The sequence below is a fragment of the Cereibacter ovatus genome (genome assembly GCF_900207575.1).
GTDB classification, from domain to species: domain Bacteria; phylum Pseudomonadota; class Alphaproteobacteria; order Rhodobacterales; family Rhodobacteraceae; genus Cereibacter_A; species Cereibacter_A ovatus.
Genome location: NZ_OAOQ01000005.1, coordinates 131,305 through 150,618 on the forward strand (window position 1 = coordinate 131,305; position 19,314 = coordinate 150,618).

General features: G+C 68.3%; 20 protein-coding genes. 15 read left to right on the forward strand and 5 right to left on the reverse strand.

Annotated elements, in window-relative coordinates; genetic code table 11:
* Positions 1 to 29: 29 nt before the first annotated feature.
* Together mce and CRO07_RS08210 are read left to right on the forward strand one after the other, a co-directional pair.
* Positions 30 to 434: a methylmalonyl-CoA epimerase gene (gene mce / locus CRO07_RS08205; protein ID WP_097030209.1), complete on the forward strand. Its 405-nt coding sequence runs from the start codon at positions 30 to 32 to the stop codon at positions 432 to 434.
* Complete coding sequence (locus tag CRO07_RS08210) at positions 431 to 703, forward strand: DUF1467 family protein (protein WP_097030210.1); 273 nt, start codon at positions 431 to 433, stop codon at positions 701 to 703. Before mce ends, CRO07_RS08210 begins: the two co-directional genes overlap by 4 nt.
* A gap of 34 nt (positions 704 to 737) precedes the next feature.
* On the opposite strand, the gene CRO07_RS08215 is transcribed toward CRO07_RS08210, so the two are convergent.
* Both CRO07_RS08215 and CRO07_RS08220 read right to left on the reverse strand, forming a co-directional pair.
* On the reverse strand, positions 738 to 1,433 hold the full coding sequence (locus tag CRO07_RS08215; protein ID WP_097030211.1) for an EI24 domain-containing protein: 696 nt from the start codon (positions 1,431 to 1,433) through the stop codon (positions 738 to 740).
* Complete coding sequence (locus CRO07_RS08220) at positions 1,430 to 2,008, reverse strand: nitroreductase family protein (RefSeq protein WP_097030212.1); 579 nt, start codon at positions 2,006 to 2,008, stop codon at positions 1,430 to 1,432. The genes CRO07_RS08215 and CRO07_RS08220 overlap by 4 nt, the downstream gene beginning before the upstream one ends.
* Positions 2,009 to 2,210: 202 nt before the next feature.
* On the opposite strand from CRO07_RS08220, the gene CRO07_RS08225 reads away from it, so the two are divergent.
* From CRO07_RS08225 to CRO07_RS08255, 7 genes are all read left to right on the forward strand, one after another.
* Entirely contained in the window at positions 2,211 to 3,800 is a 1,590-nt protein-coding gene (locus CRO07_RS08225) for an ABC transporter substrate-binding protein (protein WP_097030213.1), read from the forward strand.
* A complete protein-coding gene (locus tag CRO07_RS08230; RefSeq protein ID WP_097030214.1) occupies positions 3,801 to 4,871 on the forward strand; it encodes an ABC transporter permease in 1,071 nt (356 codons plus the stop codon). It abuts the gene before it with no gap.
* Positions 4,868 to 5,770 (forward strand): ABC transporter permease, encoded by a 903-nt coding sequence (locus CRO07_RS08235; protein ID WP_097030215.1) that lies wholly within the window; start codon positions 4,868 to 4,870, stop codon positions 5,768 to 5,770. Before CRO07_RS08230 ends, CRO07_RS08235 begins: the two co-directional genes overlap by 4 nt.
* Before the next feature lie 76 nt (positions 5,771 to 5,846).
* The gene (locus tag CRO07_RS08240; protein ID WP_097030216.1) at positions 5,847 to 6,665 is read left to right on the forward strand and encodes an ABC transporter ATP-binding protein; all 819 of its coding nucleotides are present in this window, start codon (positions 5,847 to 5,849) and stop codon (positions 6,663 to 6,665) included.
* The gene (locus CRO07_RS08245) at positions 6,665 to 7,420 is read left to right on the forward strand and encodes an ABC transporter ATP-binding protein (RefSeq protein WP_097030217.1); all 756 of its coding nucleotides are present in this window, start codon (positions 6,665 to 6,667) and stop codon (positions 7,418 to 7,420) included. The genes CRO07_RS08240 and CRO07_RS08245 overlap by 1 nt, the downstream gene beginning before the upstream one ends.
* The gene (locus CRO07_RS08250) at positions 7,417 to 8,484 is read left to right on the forward strand and encodes a dipeptidase (protein ID WP_097030218.1); all 1,068 of its coding nucleotides are present in this window, start codon (positions 7,417 to 7,419) and stop codon (positions 8,482 to 8,484) included. The genes CRO07_RS08245 and CRO07_RS08250 overlap by 4 nt, the downstream gene beginning before the upstream one ends.
* A 4-nt stretch (positions 8,485 to 8,488) precedes the next feature.
* The gene (locus tag CRO07_RS08255) at positions 8,489 to 8,743 is read left to right on the forward strand and encodes a DUF167 domain-containing protein (RefSeq protein ID WP_097030219.1); all 255 of its coding nucleotides are present in this window, start codon (positions 8,489 to 8,491) and stop codon (positions 8,741 to 8,743) included.
* A 23-nt stretch (positions 8,744 to 8,766) separates the two neighbouring features.
* Here CRO07_RS08255 and CRO07_RS08260 read toward each other — a convergent pair whose 3' ends face one another.
* From CRO07_RS08260 to CRO07_RS08270, 3 genes are all read right to left on the reverse strand, one after another.
* On the reverse strand, positions 8,767 to 9,687 hold the full coding sequence (locus CRO07_RS08260) for an MBL fold metallo-hydrolase (RefSeq protein ID WP_176504519.1): 921 nt from the start codon (positions 9,685 to 9,687) through the stop codon (positions 8,767 to 8,769).
* A 159-nt stretch (positions 9,688 to 9,846) separates the two neighbouring features.
* On the reverse strand, positions 9,847 to 10,503 hold the full coding sequence (locus CRO07_RS08265) for a class I SAM-dependent methyltransferase (RefSeq protein ID WP_097030221.1): 657 nt from the start codon (positions 10,501 to 10,503) through the stop codon (positions 9,847 to 9,849).
* The gene (locus CRO07_RS08270) at positions 10,500 to 11,702 is read right to left on the reverse strand and encodes a DUF3419 family protein (RefSeq protein ID WP_097030222.1); all 1,203 of its coding nucleotides are present in this window, start codon (positions 11,700 to 11,702) and stop codon (positions 10,500 to 10,502) included. The genes CRO07_RS08265 and CRO07_RS08270 overlap by 4 nt, the downstream gene beginning before the upstream one ends.
* A 284-nt stretch (positions 11,703 to 11,986) precedes the next feature.
* Here CRO07_RS08270 and CRO07_RS08275 point away from each other — a divergent pair, with 284 nt between their 5' ends.
* The 6 genes from CRO07_RS08275 to CRO07_RS18645 all read left to right on the forward strand — a co-directional run bounded on the left by CRO07_RS08275 (position 11,987) and on the right by CRO07_RS18645 (position 19,314).
* Positions 11,987 to 13,576, forward strand: coding sequence for a glucan biosynthesis protein (locus CRO07_RS08275; RefSeq protein WP_097030280.1), 1,590 nt, complete (start codon positions 11,987 to 11,989; stop codon positions 13,574 to 13,576).
* A gap of 256 nt (positions 13,577 to 13,832) precedes the next feature.
* A complete protein-coding gene (locus CRO07_RS08280) occupies positions 13,833 to 14,834 on the forward strand; it encodes an NAD(P)H-binding protein (RefSeq protein WP_097030223.1) in 1,002 nt (333 codons plus the stop codon).
* Between the two features lie 369 nt (positions 14,835 to 15,203).
* A complete protein-coding gene (locus CRO07_RS08285) occupies positions 15,204 to 17,084 on the forward strand; it encodes a phage tail sheath family protein (protein WP_176504520.1) in 1,881 nt (626 codons plus the stop codon).
* Between the two features lie 11 nt (positions 17,085 to 17,095).
* Positions 17,096 to 17,596, forward strand: a complete 501-nt coding sequence (locus CRO07_RS08290; protein ID WP_097030225.1) for a phage tail protein — start codon at positions 17,096 to 17,098, stop codon at positions 17,594 to 17,596.
* Between the two features lie 18 nt (positions 17,597 to 17,614).
* Positions 17,615 to 18,322, forward strand: a complete 708-nt coding sequence (locus CRO07_RS08295) for a hypothetical protein (protein WP_097030226.1) — start codon at positions 17,615 to 17,617, stop codon at positions 18,320 to 18,322.
* Entirely contained in the window at positions 18,322 to 19,314 is a 993-nt protein-coding gene (locus CRO07_RS18645) for a hypothetical protein (RefSeq protein ID WP_176504521.1), read from the forward strand. The genes CRO07_RS08295 and CRO07_RS18645 overlap by 1 nt, the downstream gene beginning before the upstream one ends.

Sequence of the window (19,314 nt, forward strand, 5' to 3'; positions counted from 1 at the left end):
AAGACGGACAACCCGCAAAGGAGAAGACCATGATCGGACGCCTGAACCATGTGGCCATCGCCGTGCCCGACCTTGAGGCGGCGGCGGCGCAGTATCGCTACACCCTCGGCGCCGAGGTGGGCGCACCGCAGGACGAACCCGACCACGGCGTGACGGTCGTGTTCATCACGCTGCCCAACACCAAGATCGAGCTGCTGTATCCGCTGGGCGAGAATTCCCCGATCAACGGGTTTCTGGAAAAGAACCCGGCCGGCGGCATCCACCACATCTGCTATGAGGTCGAGGATATCCTTGCCGCGCGCGACCGGCTGAAGGAAGCGGGCGCCCGCGTGCTGGGCAGCGGAGAGCCGAAGATCGGCGCCCATGGCAAGCCGGTTCTGTTCCTGCATCCCAAGGACTTCAACGGCTGTCTGGTGGAACTGGAACAGGTATGACACCGACCGGCGCCGCTGTCCTTTATGCGGTGACCTGGTTCATGGTATTCTTCATCCTGTTGCCCATCCGGGTGCAGAGCCAGGACGAAGCCGGGGACGTGGCGCCGGGCACCCCGCCCGGGGCGCCTTCCGGGTTTGTGGTGCGCAGGAAGGCGCTTTTGACCACGGTGGTGGCCACTGTGGTCTGGGGGGCCGTGTGCGGGATCATCCTGTCGGGCTGGATCTCGCTGGAAGATATCGATGTGACGGGGCGGATGACGCCGGGCTGATCCGGCCCCGGGCAAGGCCCGAGGCCGGCCGCCGTCAGGCACCCTGCCGGGCGTTCAGCCGATGATAAAGATGGGTGAAGGTCGCAACCCCCAGCACCGGCACCACAAGGTTCAGGATCGGCACCGACAGCGGTGCCGCCATCAGCGTGCCCGCCAGCCAGATCTGCCCCGCATGGCGCGCCCGAAGCGCCTTGGCCCCGGCGCGGCCCAGCCGGCGCATCGCGACAAGGGTGAAATATTCCCGCCCCAACAAGAAGCCATTCAGGCCCCAGAACAGGATCGGAAAGATCGGCCCGGCAAAGGCGAACAGCACCAGCGCGATCAGGTTCACCACCACCAGCACCGCAAAGAAATTCGCGCTGTCAATCAACTGGTCGCTCAGCGGCAGTGCCTTGGCCGGGGCAAGCTGCGGATAGTGCCGCGCCTCGACCGCATCCACCACCCGGTCCAGAAACAGCCCCGTGAAGGCCGAGGCGACCGGGATCATCAGAAACACCGACAGCCCGATCATCAGCACCGCCGATCCCCAGGACAGGATGGTGTCCAGCCCGCCGATCTCACCGATCCAGGGGATCGTCATCGTATCGGGCATGACCATCTGCAACAGCAGCACGAAGCCCGCATAGACCGCGGCCAGCAGCGCCAGCGCAAGGCCCACCCCCATCCAGACGACACGACGAAAGCGCGCATCGCCGATCTGGCCGATGGCGCGAAGGAAATCGCGGATCATTCACTTACCCATTTGACAAGACTGGCAACATCGGGTCGCGGCCGGTCCGGCGGGGCGATGGTTTCGGTCCCGATATGGACAATGCCGGCGACGAATTCGTGATCTTCAAGGCCCAGCCCTTCGCGCAGAAAGGCGCGGTCATGCGCGGGCCAGCCGGTCAGCCAGTTCGCGCCCCAGCCCGCCGCCTCGGCCGCGTTCAGAAGCCCAAGACAGGCGGCCCCCGCCGACAGGGTCTGCTCGATCGCGGGCACCTTGTCGGACGGCTTGGGGCTGGCCACCACCACCACGGCCAGATGGCTGGCCTCGAACTGCGACCGGCCCTTGGCGCGGCGCTCGTCGTCAAGGCCAAGCGCATCGGCGCGGGTCTCGGCCAGCCGCACCAGCCGGCCCATCGCCCCGCGTGCCAGCACGATCAGCCGCCAGGGTTCCAGCTTGCCATGATCGGGCGTGCGCAGCGCGGCGGTCAGGATCGGCTGCAACTGATCGGGCGACGGCACCGGCAGGCCGAGCGTCTTGGCCGGACGCGAGCGGCGGTGCAGCAGGAAGTCGAGAACCTCGGGCTTCGGCGCGGGCATGGGCGTCTCCTTTTCCCGCGCGATCATCAGGATCGGCCGCGCCGGGTCAAGCGGAGTTCGCGCCCCGGCCGGCCAATGCTCTCGACCTGAGAAGCGGCCTTGACACTTCCGTGAACGGCTGGTCAGCTTAACCCCGAGGCCCGTCCCGACGCCCGGCGTCGGACAGGGTTCCGCCACAAAAAACTTCGACAGGGGGTTCTTCATGTTCATCCGAGCGCGCTTGCTGGCGACGGCGGCGGTTGCCGCATTGGCGTTGACCACGGCACCGCTTTCCGCCGAGACGCCACCCGATACTTTCATCCAGGCATGGGCGATCGACGACATGATCACCCTCGACCCGGCCGAGGTGTTCGAATTCACCGCCTCCGAGATCATCGGCAACAGCTATGAGACGATCATCGGCTACGAGGTCGATGACGTCTCGAAGATCTTCGGCCGCGTGGCGGAAAGCTGGGAGCTGTCCGAGGACGGCAAAACGATGAGCTTCACGGTTCGCCAAGGCAAGAAATTCGCCTCGGGCAACGATCTGAGCGCCGAGGATGTGGTCTATTCCCTTGTTCGCGCGGTGAAACTGGACAAGTCGCCCGCCTTCATCCTGGGCCAGTTCGGGCTGACCCCGGACAATGTGGAAGAAAAGGTCAAGCAGACCGGCGACTACAGCTTTACGCTGGAAATGGACAAGGCCTATGCGCCGACCTTCCTGCTTTACTGCCTGACCGCGACGGTCGCGGCGGTGGTCGACAAGGATCTGGTGCAGTCGAACGAGGTCGATGGCGACTGGGGCTACAACTGGCTGAAAACCAACTATGCCGGGTCCGGCCCCTATACGATCCGCGAATGGCGTGCCAACGAGGCCGTCGTGATGGAGCGTAACGACAACTGGGACGGCGAACGCCCCGCCATGGCGCGCAGCATCTACCGTCACATCCCCGAGGCCGCGACCGAACGGCTGTTGTTGGAACAGGGCGACATCGACATCGCCCGCAAGCTTCTGCCCGAGGAAATCGAGGCGCTGAGCCAGAACCCCGACATCAAGATTCAAAGCGGGGTGAAGGGCACGATCTTCTATCTGGGCCTGAACCAGAAGAACGAACACCTGGCCAAACCCGAAGTGCGCGAGGCGATGAAATGGCTCGTCGATTACGACGCCATCGCCGAGACACTGGTGAAGGGGATGAAGAAAAAGCACCAGACCTTCCTGCCCGAAGGGTTCCTTGGCGCGTTGGACGAAAATCCCTATTCCTTCGACCCGGCAAAGGCCAAAGACCTTCTGGCCAAGGCCGGCCTGCCCGACGGCTTCACCGTGACGATGGATACGCGCAACACCCCCGAGGTGACCTCGATCGCGCAGGCGATCCAGCAGACCATGGCAGCGGCCGGCATCACCCTAGAGATCATCCCCGGCGACGGCGGCCAGACGCTGGAAAAATACCGCGCCCGCACGCATGATATCTACATCGGCCAGTGGGGCCCGGATTATCAGGATCCCCACACCAACGCGACCTTCGCGCAGAACCCCGACAACTCGGACACGGCGGCATCAAAACCGCTCGCCTGGCGCAACGCCTGGGAGATCCCCGAGCTGACCGCCAAGGCCGATGCCGCGGTGCTGGAACGCGACGCCGAAAAGCGCGCGCAGATGTATCGCGAGATGCAGGAGGAGGTCCTGGCGACCTCGCCCTTCGTGATCATGTTCCAGGAATCCGAAGTGGTCGCGATGCGCAAGAACGTCGAGGGCTACATCATCGGCCCGTCGTTCAACGACAACTCGTTCCGGGCCGTGACCAAGTAGATGACCGGAACCCCGCAGATCGGAAGGGGGCGCAAAGGCGCCCTCTTTCTCTGGCTCTGGAAGGGCGTGAAGGTGGCGCTGACAGTCGCCGTGACCTTCCTGGGCCTGCTTCTCGTGACCTTCGCGATCAGCCGCTTCATGTCGGTCGATCCGGTGCTGCGTGCGGTGGGCGACCGGGCCAGCCAGTCGACCTATGACGCGATGTTTCTGGAAATGGGCCTTGATCGCCCGGTGTGGGAACAGTTCTGGATCTATCTGACCAACGTGCTGTCGGGCGATCTGGGAAGCTCGTTCCTGACCAAACGCCCGGTGATCGACGATCTGGCGCGGGTGTTCCCGGCGACGGTGGAACTGGCGACGGTGGGCATCGTGATCGGCACGCTGTTCGGCATCCCGCTGGGGGTGATCTCGGCGGTGAAACAGGGCCGTGCCATCGACCAGATCGTGCGGGTGCTGGGCCTTGTCGGCTATTCCGCGCCGATCTTCTGGCTGGGGCTGCTGGGCCTTTTGCTGTTTTACGCGCAGCTTGGCTGGGTGGCGGGTCCGGGCCGGATCGACATCGCCCACGAATACAGCTTCACCGCGACAACCGGACTTCTGCTGCTGGACAGCGCCATGCAGGGCGCATGGGCCGCCTTCGGCAATGCGCTGTCGCATATCATCCTGCCGGGGGCGCTGCTGGGCTATTTCTCGATGGCCTATATCAGCCGGATGACCCGCAGCTTCATGCTGGCCGAACTCGCACAGGAATATGTCACCACCGCCCGCGTCAAGGGCGTGCCGGAATGGCGCATCATCTGGGTCCACGCGCTGCGAAACGCCGCCGTGCCGCTGGTGACGGTGGTGGCACTGTCCTATGCCGGCCTGCTTGAAGGCTCGGTCCTGACCGAAACCGTATTCGCCTGGCCCGGCCTTGGCCTTTACCTGACCAACAGCCTGCAAGTGGCAGACATGAACGCAGTGCTTGGCGGAACGCTGGTGATCGGCGCGGTGTTCGTCTCGCTCAACCTGCTGTCGGACCTGCTTTACACCCTTCTCGACCCGCGTACGCGGCGGCAGGTGCGACCATGACCCGTTCCGAGTGGCTGCTGACCGAACACCCCCGATCGCGCCGCCAGGCCCGGCTGGGCCAGGCCTGGCGCACCTGGCTGGCCTTCAAGGAAAACCGGCTGGCAATGCTGGGGCTTGCCATCGTGCTGACGCTTCTGGCGCTCGCAGTCCTTGCCCCCTGGATCGCCCCGCACAACCCCCTGACCGGCGGAGACCTGCGCACCGAACGGCTGCTGCCACCCTCATGGGCGCATCCGATGGGCACCGACGATCTGGCGCGCGACATCCTCAGCCGGGTGATCTGGGGCTCGCAACTGACGCTGATGGTGGTGGCGCTGGTGGCCCTGATCGCCACCCCTATCGGCCTCGCCATCGGCACGACGGCCGGCTACTTCGGCGGCTGGATCGATACGGTGCTGATGCGCGTCACCGACATCTTCCTGGCCTTCCCGCGCCTCATTCTGGCGCTGGCCTTTGTCGCGGCCCTCGGCCCCGGGATCGAAAACGCGATCATCGCGATCGCGCTGACCTCCTGGCCACCCTACGCCCGCCTCGCGCGCGCCGAAACGCTGACCATCCGCAACAGCGATTTCATCAGCGCCGCCCGCCTGCAAGGCGCCTCGCACCTGCGCATCCTCTGGGGCCATGTCACGCCGCTTTGCCTGTCGTCGGTCATCGTCCGCGTCACACTCGACATGGCGGGCATCATCCTCACAGCGGCCGGCCTGGGCTTCCTCGGCCTTGGCGCCCAACCGCCCCAACCCGAATGGGGCGCGATGATCGCCGGCGGCCGCCGCTTCATCATCGACCACTGGTGGGTCGCAACCATGCCCGGCCTTGCAATCTTCGCCGTGTCGCTCGGCTTCAACCTGCTCGGCGACGGCCTGCGCGACGTGCTCGACCCCAAGGCCCGCAAATGACCGCCCCGCGCTTTCATTCTGGCCCAAATATCCCCGCCGGAGGCTCCGACGCCGGCCACAAGCCCAAGGCCCGCCGATGACGCTACTGCATGTCGACAATCTTCGCGTGACCTTCCCGACCCGGCAGGGCCCGGCCGAGGTCGTGCGCGGCGTCTCTTTCGCACTGGGGCGCGAACGCCTTGGCATCGTTGGCGAAAGCGGCTCGGGCAAATCGCAGACCGGCCGCGCGATCCTTGGCCTGACGCCCCCTCCCGGCCGCGCCACCGCCGACCGGCTCAGCTTCGATGGCATCGATCTTTGCCGCGCCACCCCGCGCCAGTGGCGGCAGTTGCGCGGCGCGCGGATCTCGATGGTGATGCAGGATCCGAAATTCTCGCTCAACCCGGTGATGACCATCGGCCGCCAGTTGATCGAGGCCGCCCGCGCCCCGCGCGCCGAAGCGCACGACCGCGCCATGGCGATGCTGGATGCGGTGCAGATCCGTGATCCCGCCCGCGTCTTCGCCGCCTATCCGCATGAACTTTCGGGCGGCATGGGCCAGCGCGCGATGATCGCGATGATGCTGATGGCCGAGCCCGACCTGCTGATCGCGGACGAGCCGACCTCGGCCCTCGACGTGACCGTGCAGATCGAGGTTCTGCGCATCCTCGACCGGCTGGTCGAGGATCGCGGCATGGGTCTGATCTTCATCAGCCACGACCTGCGGCTGGTTGGCAGTTTCTGCGACCGGGTGCTGGTGATGTATGCCGGCCGCGTGGTCGAGGAACTGGCAGCCGCGGATCTGGCACAGGCCCGCCACCCCTATACCCAAGGCCTTCTGAACTGCCTGCCGCGGATCGAGGGCGGCCGCCGTCCGCTGCCCACGCTGCAACGCGAAGCCGGGTGGGCGCTCTGATGGCCCTGATCGACATCCGCGATCTTCACGTCAGCTTTGGCGAGGTTCAGGCCGTGCGCGGCGTCTCGGCCGCGGTGGCCGAGGGCGAAAGCTATGGCATCGTCGGTGAAAGCGGCTCGGGCAAATCCACGGTGCTGCGGGCGCTGTGCGGGCTGGCGCCGATCACCGCCGGCGCCGTCACCGTCGTGAACGAGCCGCTTGGCCGCCGCCGCTCGGCCGCCTTTCACCGCCGGGTGCAGATGGTGTTCCAGGATCCCTATGCCTCGCTTCACCCGCGCCACACCATCGACCGCGTCCTGTCGGAACCGCTGGCGATCCACGGCTTTGCCGACCGTGAAAGCCGCATCCTTCAAGCCCTGGACGAGGTCGGCCTCGGCGCGGGCTTCCGCTTCCGCTATCCGCATCAGTTGTCGGGCGGCCAGCGTCAGCGTGTGGCCATCGCCCGCGCCCTGATCCTGGAGCCGCGGGTTCTGCTGCTGGACGAACCTACCTCGGCGCTTGATGCCTCGATCCAGGCCGAGGTTCTGAACCTGCTTGACCGGCTGCGCAGCGAACGCGGGTTGACCTATATCCTTGTCAGCCATGACCTTGCCGTGGTCGCCCACATGTGCGAGCGGTTGCTGGTGATGCAGCACGGCCGCGCGGTCGAGGAACTGACCCGTGACAGCCTGCGCGCCCGTTCCGCCGCCGAAGCCTACACCCGCGCCCTGCTTTCCGCATCCGAAGGCTACACCCCCGCCGGAGCCACCCCATGACCCCGCCAATTCCGGTCTTCGACGGCCACAACGATTTCCTGCTGCGCCTTGTGCGCAATCCTGCCGCGCGACAGGCGATCTGGCTTCACGGCGATGGCAACGGCCATCTCGACCTGCCTCGGATGCGCAAGGGCGGCTTTGCCGGTGGCTTTTTCGCGATCTACATCCCCTCGCCGCAGCCGCATGACGCGCCGGACTTCGAGGCGATGATGAACAATCCGCCGTTCGATCTGCCCTTGCCGGCGCTGATCCGGCATGAACAGGCCCAGCCGGTGGCGCTGGCCATGGCCGGCCATCTGCTGTGGATGGAACGGGCCGCCCCGGGCGCCTTCAGGATCTGCCGCAGCACCGCCGACCTGCGGGCCTGCCTTGCCGACGGCGTGATCGCCGGCATCATGCATATGGAGGGCGCCGAAGCCATCGGCCCCGACCTTGACGCGCTGCATCTGTTCCATGCGCTTGGCCTGCGCTCGCTCGGCCCGGTCTGGAGCCGCCCGACCGTGTTCGGCCATGGCGTCCCGTTCCGCTTCCCCGGCACCCCCGACACCGGCGAGGGCTTGACCGAGGCCGGGCTGCGGCTGATTGCGGAATGCAACCGGCTGAAGATCATGGTGGATCTGTCGCATCTGAACGAAAAGGGGTTCGACGATGTGGCGCGGATCTCGGATGCGCCGCTGGTGGCGACCCATTCCAACGCCCATGCCGTCACCCCTTCGACCCGCAACCTGACCGACCGCCAGCTGGCGATGATCCGCGACAGCGGCGGCATGGTGGGGCTGAACTTTGCGACCTCGTTCCTGCGCGAGGATGGCCGGCAGTCCGCCGCAATGGGATGGGAGCCGGTTCTGCGCCATCTCGATCACCTGATCGCCCATCTGGGCGAAGATCATGTCGGCCTTGGGTCCGATTTCGACGGCGCGACCATTCCCGAACTGATCGGTGACGTGACCGGGTTGCCCGCGCTGCAAGACGCGATGCGGGCGCATGGCTATGACACCGCGCTTCTGCGCAAGCTGTGCCATGAAAACTGGCTGGCGGTGCTTGATCGGACATGGGGCGGCTGACCCGATGGCCGATCCGGCGCTGGAGGCGGTGGTGGTTCCCGGCGCACCCTTCGCGGTGCGCGTGACCCCGCGCGCCTCGCGCACCAAGGTCGAGGTTCAGGACGGCACGATCCGCGTCCATGTCACCTGCGTCCCCGAGGACGGCAAGGCCAACCGCGCCGTGACCGAGGCGCTGGCCGCCGCGCTGGGGGTGGCCAAGACCCGCCTGACCCTGCTGCGCGGCGCGACCAGCCGGGACAAGCTGTTCCGGCTGGATTGAGTCAGCTCTGCCCGGCCGCCGTGTCAGCCGTTCAGCATCAACTGATAGCTTTCGGGAACGAAACGGAAGCCATCGCCTGCGCGCTCGACATAGCCGATGGCGGGGAAGGGCATGTGATAGCCGATGAAGGGGATGCGGTCGTCAGCGATCTGGCCAAAGATCCGGCGCCGGGTTGCGGCGGCGGCGGCCTTGTCGGCGTCAAAGCTGACTTCCCAATCCGGGTGCCCCAGCGAAAAGACATAATGGTTCGCGGTGTCGGCGGTCAGCATCAGCGCCTGCCCCCCACTTTCCAGACGATAGGCCATGTGCCCCGGCGTGTGGCCGAAAGCCTCGACCGCGGTGATGCCCGGCGCGATCTCGGCCCCGGGTTCGACAAAGCCGGTCCGGTCCAGAAGCGGGCGCATCTTCGCCTCATAGCCGTCGTTTGACTGCTGCGCCCAGTGGTCGTTCTCGACCTGTCCGGTCAGATAGCGGGCGTTGGCGAAGGTGGGCGTGTCGCCTGTCATCAGCCCGCCGATATGGTCGCCATGCATGTGGGTGATCACCACCAGATCGACCTGTTCGGGGCTGTGACCGGCCGCCGCCAGTGCGGCAAAGATGCCCTCGGCCGACAGGCCGGTGTCAAACAGGATCAACGCGGTTCCGGTATTGACCAGCGTGGGCGTGAAGAACCCCTGCGCCCGGTCGGTCGGAAGGAAGGCGGCGCGGGCCGCGGCCTCGAACGCATCCTGCGGGGCGTTCAGGCCGAAGATCTGTTTGGGGTTTTCCTGCACCCGCGTGCCGGCCAGAAGCGGTGTCACCTCGAACCGGCCAAGGCGGAAGCGGCGGAAAGGGGCAACCGCGCTGCCCTGTTGTTCGGCCGCGGCACGCGCGGGAACGGGGACGGCAGCGGCGAAGGGCAGGGCGGCCCCGGCCAGAAGGGCGTGTCGGCGCGTCAGGGTCATCGGCATCCTCGGGTTGCGTGTCACAGCCCTGATGGTAGCAACAAACGCTGCCATGGCAGCCGGTTGACGCAAAGGTGATCGGTGCATCCGCCGGCCCCGCGCGGTCAAGGACCGAAGAACGCGCGGCCCCGGCCGGCTGAGGCGCCCCGGCCACCGCTGTCACCCGGCGGGCCGTTTCACCCAGCCGCAGACCGCATAATCGCGAAACATCGGCCGAAGCGCGCTGCTGCCACCGATGGCGGCGGCGGTCTCGGCCAGTGCGCGGTCCAGATCGGGGCGTGGTGAGACGTGGAACCGCCCGATCCAGCCGCGCAGGCCCGCGCCCATCCAGTGCGGAAGGCCGGTCTGGCCGCCGAAATCCACCAGATGCAGCTCGCCTCCATGGGCCAGATGCCGCGCCGCCTGCAACAACGCGGCCCGCCAGTCGGGGATCATCGACAGCGCGTAAGAGATCACGATCCGGTCGAACCCCTGCGTGCCGAACAGGCGTTCGGCGTCAAAGCCCGTGGCATCGCCCTGCGCCAGCATCGCGCGCGGACCCAGCTTGCGCCGGGCCGAGCGCAGCATCTGGTCCGAGATGTCCAGCCCGAACAGCCGCGCATCCGGCCAGCGCCGGCCGATCCGGTCAAGATTGCGCCCGGTGCCGCAGGCGATCTCAAGGATACGGGCGCGGGGGGGCGGGTGCAGGGCTGCGATCATCTCGTCCCGGCCCAGCAGGAAATACCGCCGCGTCGCATCATAGATCAGCCGCTGGTGGCGATAGGTGGCATCCATCAGCGCGGCATGGCCCGCCGTCGTCGTGTCAACGCCGGTCATGCCCGCCGCCGGTAGACATGGAACCCGCCATAGATCGCCGAGCGGTCGCTGGCAAACCCGTCGCGCGAGGCGTCGGGGTCAAGCTGCCACTGGCCCAGCACCTCGGCCGGGACGCGACCGGGCAGGATGTCGGTCGCGCCGCCGGTGCGGAAGATCACGCTGGCCCCCGGTGCGGCGGTGCGGGTGATCTGCTGCCAGAGCGCGCCCAGTTGCGCATCGCTCATCCAGTCCTGCGCATCCAGAAGGCTGAAGCCGTGGATCGTGCCGGGCGCCTCGTCGACAAGCGCCTCGGTCAGCGGGCGGTTCACGATCCGCGCACGGTCGGCATGGGCGCGCAAGGCCTCGAAGGCGTCAGGTTCCAGATAGGGCGGCAGCGCGCCCTCGCCGGGGCAGGGATAGCGGCGGGCCAGCGCCTGCCAGGCAAAGTAATTGTCGCGCAAGGGAAAATCGCACAGCAGGCGGTGCAGGCGGCGGCGCAGAACCTCGGTGACTTCGCCATCGGCGGCCAGCAGGTCGTATTGCGCCGGCGGAATCCCCAGCCCGAACAGCGCCGCCGGATGGCTGGCCAGCGCCCGCACCCACGAAGACGAGAACAGCGGATCGATCCGAGTGTTGAACAGGCTGCGCTGCTCGTCGATGGTGCGGCAGGCCAGGAACTGGCGCAGGTCGGCGCCGCCAAGCCGCGCCAGCAGATGCCCCGCGCCGATGAAACGGCCAAGCGCGCCATGGCGATAAAAGCCGCGCGCGAACAGCTCGATCCGGCGGCCGTTCAGGCTGCGCGCTTCCCAGTGGCGGCGGGTGTCGGGGTCCAGCCGGGGGGCAAGAAAGCGGTCGTAGGCCGCGACATTCTCGGCCCGGTCGGCGCGACCGAAAAAGTCGAAGAAGGCCGCGTGATCGGGCAGGTGCTGCGCCGCGGCCAGCTTCAGCCGCCCCAGCGCCACATGGGCGGGCGACAGATCGACAGCCAGCAGGCTGGCCGGGCCGGCAGTCAGATAGGACATCATGTTGCAGCCGCCCGAGGCGATGACCGCCAGCCGCTGGCCGGCGCCGATCCGAAGGGCGGCCATGTCGGGAACGGGGTCTTCCCAGATCTGCGGATAGACAAGGCCGTGGAACAGCCGCGAGAACAGCCGTTCGGTCAGCCCCGCGGCAGTCAGCGCCGGGCGGCGGTGCACCAGTGCCCCGATCTGGCGGGCCATGGTCGGGGCGGGAATGGCGGCAGGGGTCAGGTCGAGCACGGGAACGAACCTCCGGGGCACAGGGGCGGCCGCTGTCGGGCGGGCCGGGTGATCCGGCTATGCCGCGCGAAGGCCACGGTCTTGTGACGGGGCGGTTGCGGATCTGTGACAGGGGCATGGCCCCGCCGCTTCCTGTGCTTTTCCTGCGCCTGCCGCCGCATCTGTTGCCTCCGATGCAGGCGGGCCTTGATTTTGGCCCGATTCCCCCACATGCGATGCGCAACCCTCCGCCCGTGGAGGCAGTCATGGAGCCCCTCTTGCCGCCCCTTCGCATCACAGCCCTCAGTCTTCTGTCCGCGCTGCTCCTTGCCGCCCCCGCGGCGGCCGATCAGCCGGCCGCCGCCCCGGCGGCGCTGCCCGGCCTGACCTATTCAGAGCCTGCCGCCTTCAGCTTTGACGCGCTGGCCGACCGTGCCGCGGCACTGGCCCGGCAGGCGCATGTGCCGACACCGGTCGCACAGCCCGAGGTGCTGGAAAAGATCGACTATGACGCGCATTGGCGCATCCGCTTCCGCCCCGAGGCGACGCTGCACCTTGGCACCACGCCGGTGCAGTTCTTCCATCTTGGCACCTATTTCCGCCAGCCCGTCCGCATCTTCGCCGTCAAGGACGGCGCCGCGCGCGAGGTGATCTACAGCCCCGACCAGTTCGACATGCCCGAGGACAGCCCCGCCCGGACGCTGGCGGGCAACGCGGGCTATGCCGGCTTCCGCATCATGCGGCCCGACATGCAAAGCGACTGGATCTCGTTTCTGGGCGCGGCCTATTTCCGCACCGATGGCGCGCTGCGCCAGTATGGGCTGTCGGCCCGCGGCGTCGCGCTGAACACCGGCCTGTCGATCCCGGAAGAGTTCCCCCGCTTTACCGAATTCTACATCGAAGAGGATGCCGAGGGCCGGACGGTGATCCATGCGCTGCTTGACGGCCCCAGCGTTGCGGGCGCCTACCGCATGGTGATGCGCAATGAGGACGGCAAGGGTCAGGTGATGGACATCTCGTCCCGGCTGTTCTTCCGCAACGGGGTCGAGCGGCTGGGCGTGGCGCCGCTGACCTCGATGTTCTGGTATTCGGAAGCCAACCGTTTTCAGGCGGCGGACTGGCGCCCCGAGGTGCATGACACCGACGGTCTGATGGTCCATACCGGCGCGGGAGAACATATCTGGCGGCCGCTGAACAACCCGGATCGGGTGGTGACCTCAAGCTATTTCGACCGCGATGTGAAGGGCTTCGGTCTGGTCCAGCGCGACCGCGACTTTGACAACTATCAGGACGACGGCGTGTTCTACGACCGCCGCCCCTCGGTCTGGGTCGAACCCACCTCGCCCTGGGGGGCGGGTGCGGTGCAGTTGATCGAGATCCCGACCGACGACGAGATCTATGACAACATCGTGGCGTTCTGGAACCCCGAGAAGCAACCGCTTCCCGGCGAGGAGATGCGCTTTGACTATCGGCTGCACTGGGTTGCGACCCCCCCGGTTCAGATGACACTGGCGCGCACGGTGGCCACGCGGATCGGCAATGGCGGCGTGCCGGGCCAGCCGCGGCCCAGGGATGTCATCAAGGTCGTGCTGGAGTTCGAAGGCCCGGCGCTGGCGGGCCTTGGCCAGCAGGATGGCGTCACCCCCGAAATCTCGGCCCCTGCGGGCGTCGAGATCCTGCGCCCCTACACCCTGCCGGTGGTGGGCACCGACCGCTGGCGGCTGATCTTCGATCTGAAGGCCGGCGAGGGTGTCGAGACCGCCGACCTGCGCGCCTTCCTCACCCGCGAGGGCGTGCCGCTGACCGAGACATGGCTGGGCCAGTTGCATCCCGCGCAGATCAACCGTCTGCGTTAAGGTCGGGGGCCAGCCTGTCAGGCGCTCCGCCGACCGAGACATGGTTGGGCCGGCGGCATCCGGCGCAGATTAACCGTCTGCGTTAAGGCCGGGGGCCAGCCTGTCGGGTGCGTCCACAGGCAAGGACGCTGCGTGCTCGGGGATGTCCGGGCACCCCGGCGCGACCGGACGTCCCCTTCAGATCCGGCCCGGCCCTGCCTATGGTGGGGCCGGAACCCGCCACGACCCTGCCTTCGCGGCCGGTAAGGACAATGCCATGACCGAACTGCATCCCGCGCCCCTTTCGCCCCGCCCGCGGCGGGTGTTCATGCTTGGCGCCACCGGCACCATCGGCCGGGCCACCGTTGCCGCGCTGCTGCGGCGCGGGCATCAGGTCGTGTGCTTCCTGCGCCCCGGCACCCCCGGGGACCGGCGCGGTCTGCCGGATGCCGCGATCCTGCGCTTTGGCGATGTGACTGATCCGGCCTCGATTGCGCGTGACGGCTTTTGTGGTGAACGGTTTGATGCGCTGGTGTCCTGCCTTGCCTCGCGCACGGGGGTGCCGCGTGACGCCTGGGCCATCGACCACAAGGCCCATGTCGATGCGCTTGCGGCGGCAGAACGGGCCGGGGTGACGCAGGTCGTGCTGCTGTCGGCAATCTGCGTGCAGCGCCCGCTGCTGGCGTTCCAGCAGGCGAAACTGGCGTTCGAGACGGTTCTGGCGCAATCGGGGCTGGAGTATTCCATCGTGCGCCCGACCGCGTTCTTCAAATCGCTGTCGGGTCAGGTCGAGAGGGTGCGCAAGGGCAAGCCCTTCCTTCTGTTCGGAGACGGCACGCTGACCGCCTGCAAGCCGATCAGCGACGACGACCTTGGCGCCTATATGGCCGATTGTCTGGACGATCCCGCCCGCCGCAACCGTATCCTGCCGATCGGCGGGCCGGGCGCGGCGATCACCCCGCGCGAACAGGGCGACTACCTGTTCCGGGCGCTTGGCCGCGAACCGCGGTTCCGGCAGGTGCCGGTGGCGCTGCTCGATACGATCATCGCGGTTCTGGACGGGCTGGGGCGGGTCTTTCCGCGCCTGCGCGACAAGGCCGAACTGGCCCGCATCGGGCGCTATTACGCGACCGAATCGATGCTGGTCCTTGATCCGGTCACCGGGCGCTATGATGCCGATGCCACGCCCTCGGCCGGGTCGGAAACGCTGTTCGACTTCTATGACCGGCTGCTGCGCGACGAAGCGCGCGTCGATCTGGGGGAACATGCGGTGTTCTGACCGCGGGCGCCGGCCGCAGTGGTGCCCGTTTCGGCACAATGATGGCCATTTGCCAATTACCACGGCGTGAATTGAAACAATCTTGACGCGAATCGGCTAGGTGGCTGATGATCACGCGATAAAGGCCCAGACCGCGGCTTTGGGGTGTTGCCGGGCAAGCCCCACAGCTCTTTGACGCGCAATTGTGGCGCCCTGTGGCCTGCCTGAACAGAGTTTCCGCGCAAGCGCGATCGCCTGCGCGGGTCCAGCTTTCGTAAGCACGTTCGTCAGACGGCGGGTCTTTCCGCTGGTCTCAGGTTCATTGTCCGGGCGCGGGCCGGCCGCCGCCGACCGATGCCGCACGCCCACAGCCAGCGCGCGAGGATCACCATGACCACCCCCCTGACCCCCGGTGTCTATGTCCGCGAGGCGCCGGGCGGCGCGCGTGCCATCGAGGCCGCGCCGACCGCCGTCACCATCTTTGTGGGCGAAACCGAACGTGGCCCCATCGGCCCCACCTCGATCACCAGCGCGATCCAGTTCCGGCGCCTGTTCGGTGGCCATTTCCGCAATCAGGGCGATGCGGCGACCCAGCGGCTGTTCATGCCCTATGCGGTGCAGGGGTTCTTCGACAATGGCGGGCCGCGCGCCTATGTGCTGCGCCTTGTGGCGGCCGATGGCGGCAATCCGGCCGCGGCGGCGGAACTGCCGGTCGATGCCGAACGCGCGGTGACGCTGGCCGGCCCGGCAGGGGCGCGGGCGCGCATCGTGCAGGCGCGGGCGCCGGCCGACAACGAGCTGATCCAGATCGTGGTGGCCAATGCCACCAGCGGCAACGCGGGCGAGTTCAACCTGACGGTGCGGGTCTCGACCGACAACGGCGCGAACTTCGCCAACCGGGCGGTGAACCCGACGCTGACCAACCTTTTGCCCGACACGCTGATGACCCAGCTTGCCGCCGATCCCGACATCCGCTGGTCGGGCCCCGCCTTCCGCCCCGACAACCTTGCCGCGGGCGAGGTCGGCATCCTGCGCGGCGCGGGCCGGTCGGCGTTGCGGGCGCGCGGTCCGGGTCAGTGGGGGAACGCGCTGCGGGTGGCGATCACTGACGCCACCGACGGCGATCCGGCCCGCTTCAACGCGATCGTCTTCCATCGCCCCGTGGGCGAGGCCGACACCCGCGAGGTCGAGCGGTTCGAGGGGCTTTCCGCCGATCCGTCCGATGAGAAATACATGATCGACCAGTTCGCCCGCTCTGCCTATGTCGAATGGGCGGGGACCGATCCGGTGGTGGCGTTCCGGCCGCGCAATCAGGGCGGAGTGACCGGCAACACGCCGGGCGTGGCGATGACCGGCGGGCGCGGCGGGGCCGCGACCATGGCCGCCAATGCCTATACGGCCGCACTGGCCGGGCTTGACGGCATCGACGATGCGGCGCTGATCGTCTGCGCCTCGGACGGGATGCTGGGGGCGACAAGCGACGCCGAATACAATGGGCTTGTGAATGCCGTGATGGGCTATGTCGAGACGCGGCCCCAGCGCGATCTGTTCCTTGTCGCCGATGCGCCGCGCGCGCGCGGGGCGGCCGATCCGGTGGCGGCGGCGGTGGGCCACGCCCGGACCGGCATCACGTCTTCGGATCACCGCGCGCTTTACTGGCCGTGGATCGTGATCTCGGACCCGGCCGGGGTGGGGCGCAATCCGACGCGGGCGATCCCCTCGGCCGGCCATGTCGCGGGGCTTTACGGGCGCACCGATGGCCGCCGCGGGGTCTGGAAGGTCGCCGCCGGAATCGAGGCCACGCTGACCGGCGCGGTCGGTCTGGATTTTCAGGTGCTTGACCGCCATCAGGACCAGATGAACCCCCACGGGCTGAACGCGCTGCGCACCGTCCCCGGCGCGGGGCGGGTGGTCTGGGGCGGCCGCACCGGCCGGCCCACGACCGAATGGCGTTACATCAACGTCCGTCGCACCGCGATGTTCCTGCGCCGCTCGATTTACAACGGCATCCAATGGGCGGTGTTCGAAGGCAATGACGAAGACCTGTGGGCCGCGCTGCGTGCCTCCATCGGTGCCTTCATGGAGGCACAGTTCCGCAACGGCGCCTTCGCCGGCGCGACCAGCCGCGAGGCATTCTTCGTGAAATGCGACGCCGACACCACGACGCCCGACGATCAGGCGGCCGGTGTCGTCAATGTCCTTGTGGGCTTCGCGCCGCTGCGTCCTGCCGAATTCGTGATCGTCACCCTGAGCCAGATGACCCGGCGCTGAGGAGCCCTGCCATGCCGATGTTCACCGTCAACGCGCACCGGATCGACCCCTACAAGAACTTCCGCTTCCGTGTGACATGGGATGGCCGCACTGTGGCCGCCCTGTCCAAGATGTCGGCGATCAAGAAGGCGACCGAGGCAATCGAATGGCGGGCCGCCGCCGATGCGGGCGTGGTGCGCAAGCTGCCCGGCCGCACCAAGTTCGAACCCGTCACCTTCGAAGCCGGCCTGACCCATGACCGGCAGTTCCTTGAATGGGCGCAAGAGGTCAACAACCCGCAGGGCGAGGCCGCCAACAGCCTGCTGCGCTATCGCAAATCGGTGCGGGTTCAGGTGCTGAACATGCAGGGCACGCCTGTGATGGCCTTCAACCTGCTTCGCGCCTGGGTCAGCGAGTTTCAGGCCCTCCCCGAGATGGACGCCAACGCCAATGCCATCGCGATCCAGACGTTGAAGGTGGAATACGAAGGGTTCGAGCTGGACGAGGCGGTGACGGAGCCGGCCGAGACCTGAGCCGGAAGGGCCTGACCGATGCGCGCCCTGACCGGACGGGACGAGATGGCGTTTCACGACACGGCAGCGGTGGGGCCGCATGGTCGGCTGCTGGCGCTGGCCTCGGCGGTTGGCCCCGAAGTGGCGGGCGATCCCGCGCTGCCCGAATGGGAGGCGCGGCTTCTGGCGCTGCGAAGCCATCTGTTCGGCCGCCGGATCGAGGCCGAGGCCACCTGCCCGGATTGTGGCGCGGGGATCGCGCTGATCTTTTCGGCCGACGATCTGCCGCGCGGTGCCTCGGTCCCGTCGGGGGACGAAGGCCCGATCCGGCTGTCGCATCTTCTGGCGCTGGAGGCTTCGGGCGTGGCGGGCGAGGCGGCGTTGCGGCGGCTTCTGGGGCTGCTGCTGGGCGACGAGGATCAGGCCGCGGCCCGTCTGTCAGGCCCGACGCGCGCCGCCACGCTTCTGGCGCTTGAGATGAGGGCCGCGGGTCTGGGGCTGGAAATCGGCACCGCCTGCACCGACTGTGGCGCGCCGATGGTGCTGCCCTTTGATGTCGCGGCCTTTCTGGATGCCGAAATGCGCGCCCGCGCCGACCGCCTGCTGGATGAGGTCCACCGTCTTGCCTCGTGCTATCACTGGAGCGAAGCCGAGATCCTGTCGCTTCCGGTCGCGCGCCGGCAGTCCTATCTGCGCCGCATCCTTGCGGCCGAGGTGATGGGCGCGGCGAAGGGGGGGGCGGGCTGATGCGGTTGCCCCGTCTTGCCCGGCTGGTCGGAGAGGTGCCCGAGGCCGCGGGCGGTGGTGCGGTGCTGCATCCCGGTGCGGCCCCGGCGCCCGTGCCTGCACCCGAAACGCCGGCCCCCGACGCCGCGGCGCCGATGCCCCCCGCGCGCCCGGTGGCCGCGCCCCCGCCGCCGCGGCAAGAGGCGTCCCCCGCCATGGCCATGCCCCCCGCCCGGCAGATGCCACTGCCGGTTGGCGCCCCCGCTCGGCCTGTTGCCCCCTTGGCGGCGGCCCCGGTCCTGCCGGCGCAGACCGCGCCCGCGCGGCCCCCGGTGGCGCGACAGGCAGAAGCCGCCCGCCCGGCTGCGGCGGGTCTGCCCGCAGCCCCGCTGCCTGCCCGCGCTGCCCCTGTCGCGCCGCCTGACCGCCCGGCCCCCCCCACCGACCGCCCGTCGCAGCGCGTGGTGCGGATCGACCTGCGCCCGCCCGCGCCGCCGCAGGGCAAGGCGCCGCCCGCCGCGCCACGGCCTCCGCCGCTTCCTGCCGATCCGGCACGGCTTGAGGCGATGGCCCTGCGCCTTGGGCTGAAGGCCGCCCCCCCGCCTGAAAGCCCTGCGCAGCCGCCAAAGCCTGCGGTGCTGTCCCCACCCTTGCCGGTCGGACCGAGGCCGGCTCTGCCGACCGTCGCGGCCCCGCCCCCGACGGCTGCCCGCAAGGACAGCAGTCCCCCTGATCCGGTCCCGGCCGGGCCCAAGCCGCCGCAAAAGCCGCTGGTGCGCCGTGATCCCGCGGCGCCGGCACCCTTGCCCCCGGTGCTGCATCCGGCCGCGGCAAAGGCCCCCGCTCTGCCGCCGATGCCACCGCCCGCCGCGCCGAAGGTGCGGATCGAGATCGGCAAGCTGACCTTGGTGGCGCCCCCGCCCATGGCCGGACGCGCCACCCCCCCGGTGCTGCGTCCGGGCCCCCGGCGGGCGCCCCGCGGCCATGCGATCCCCCGGCCGGGCGAGGGCTGA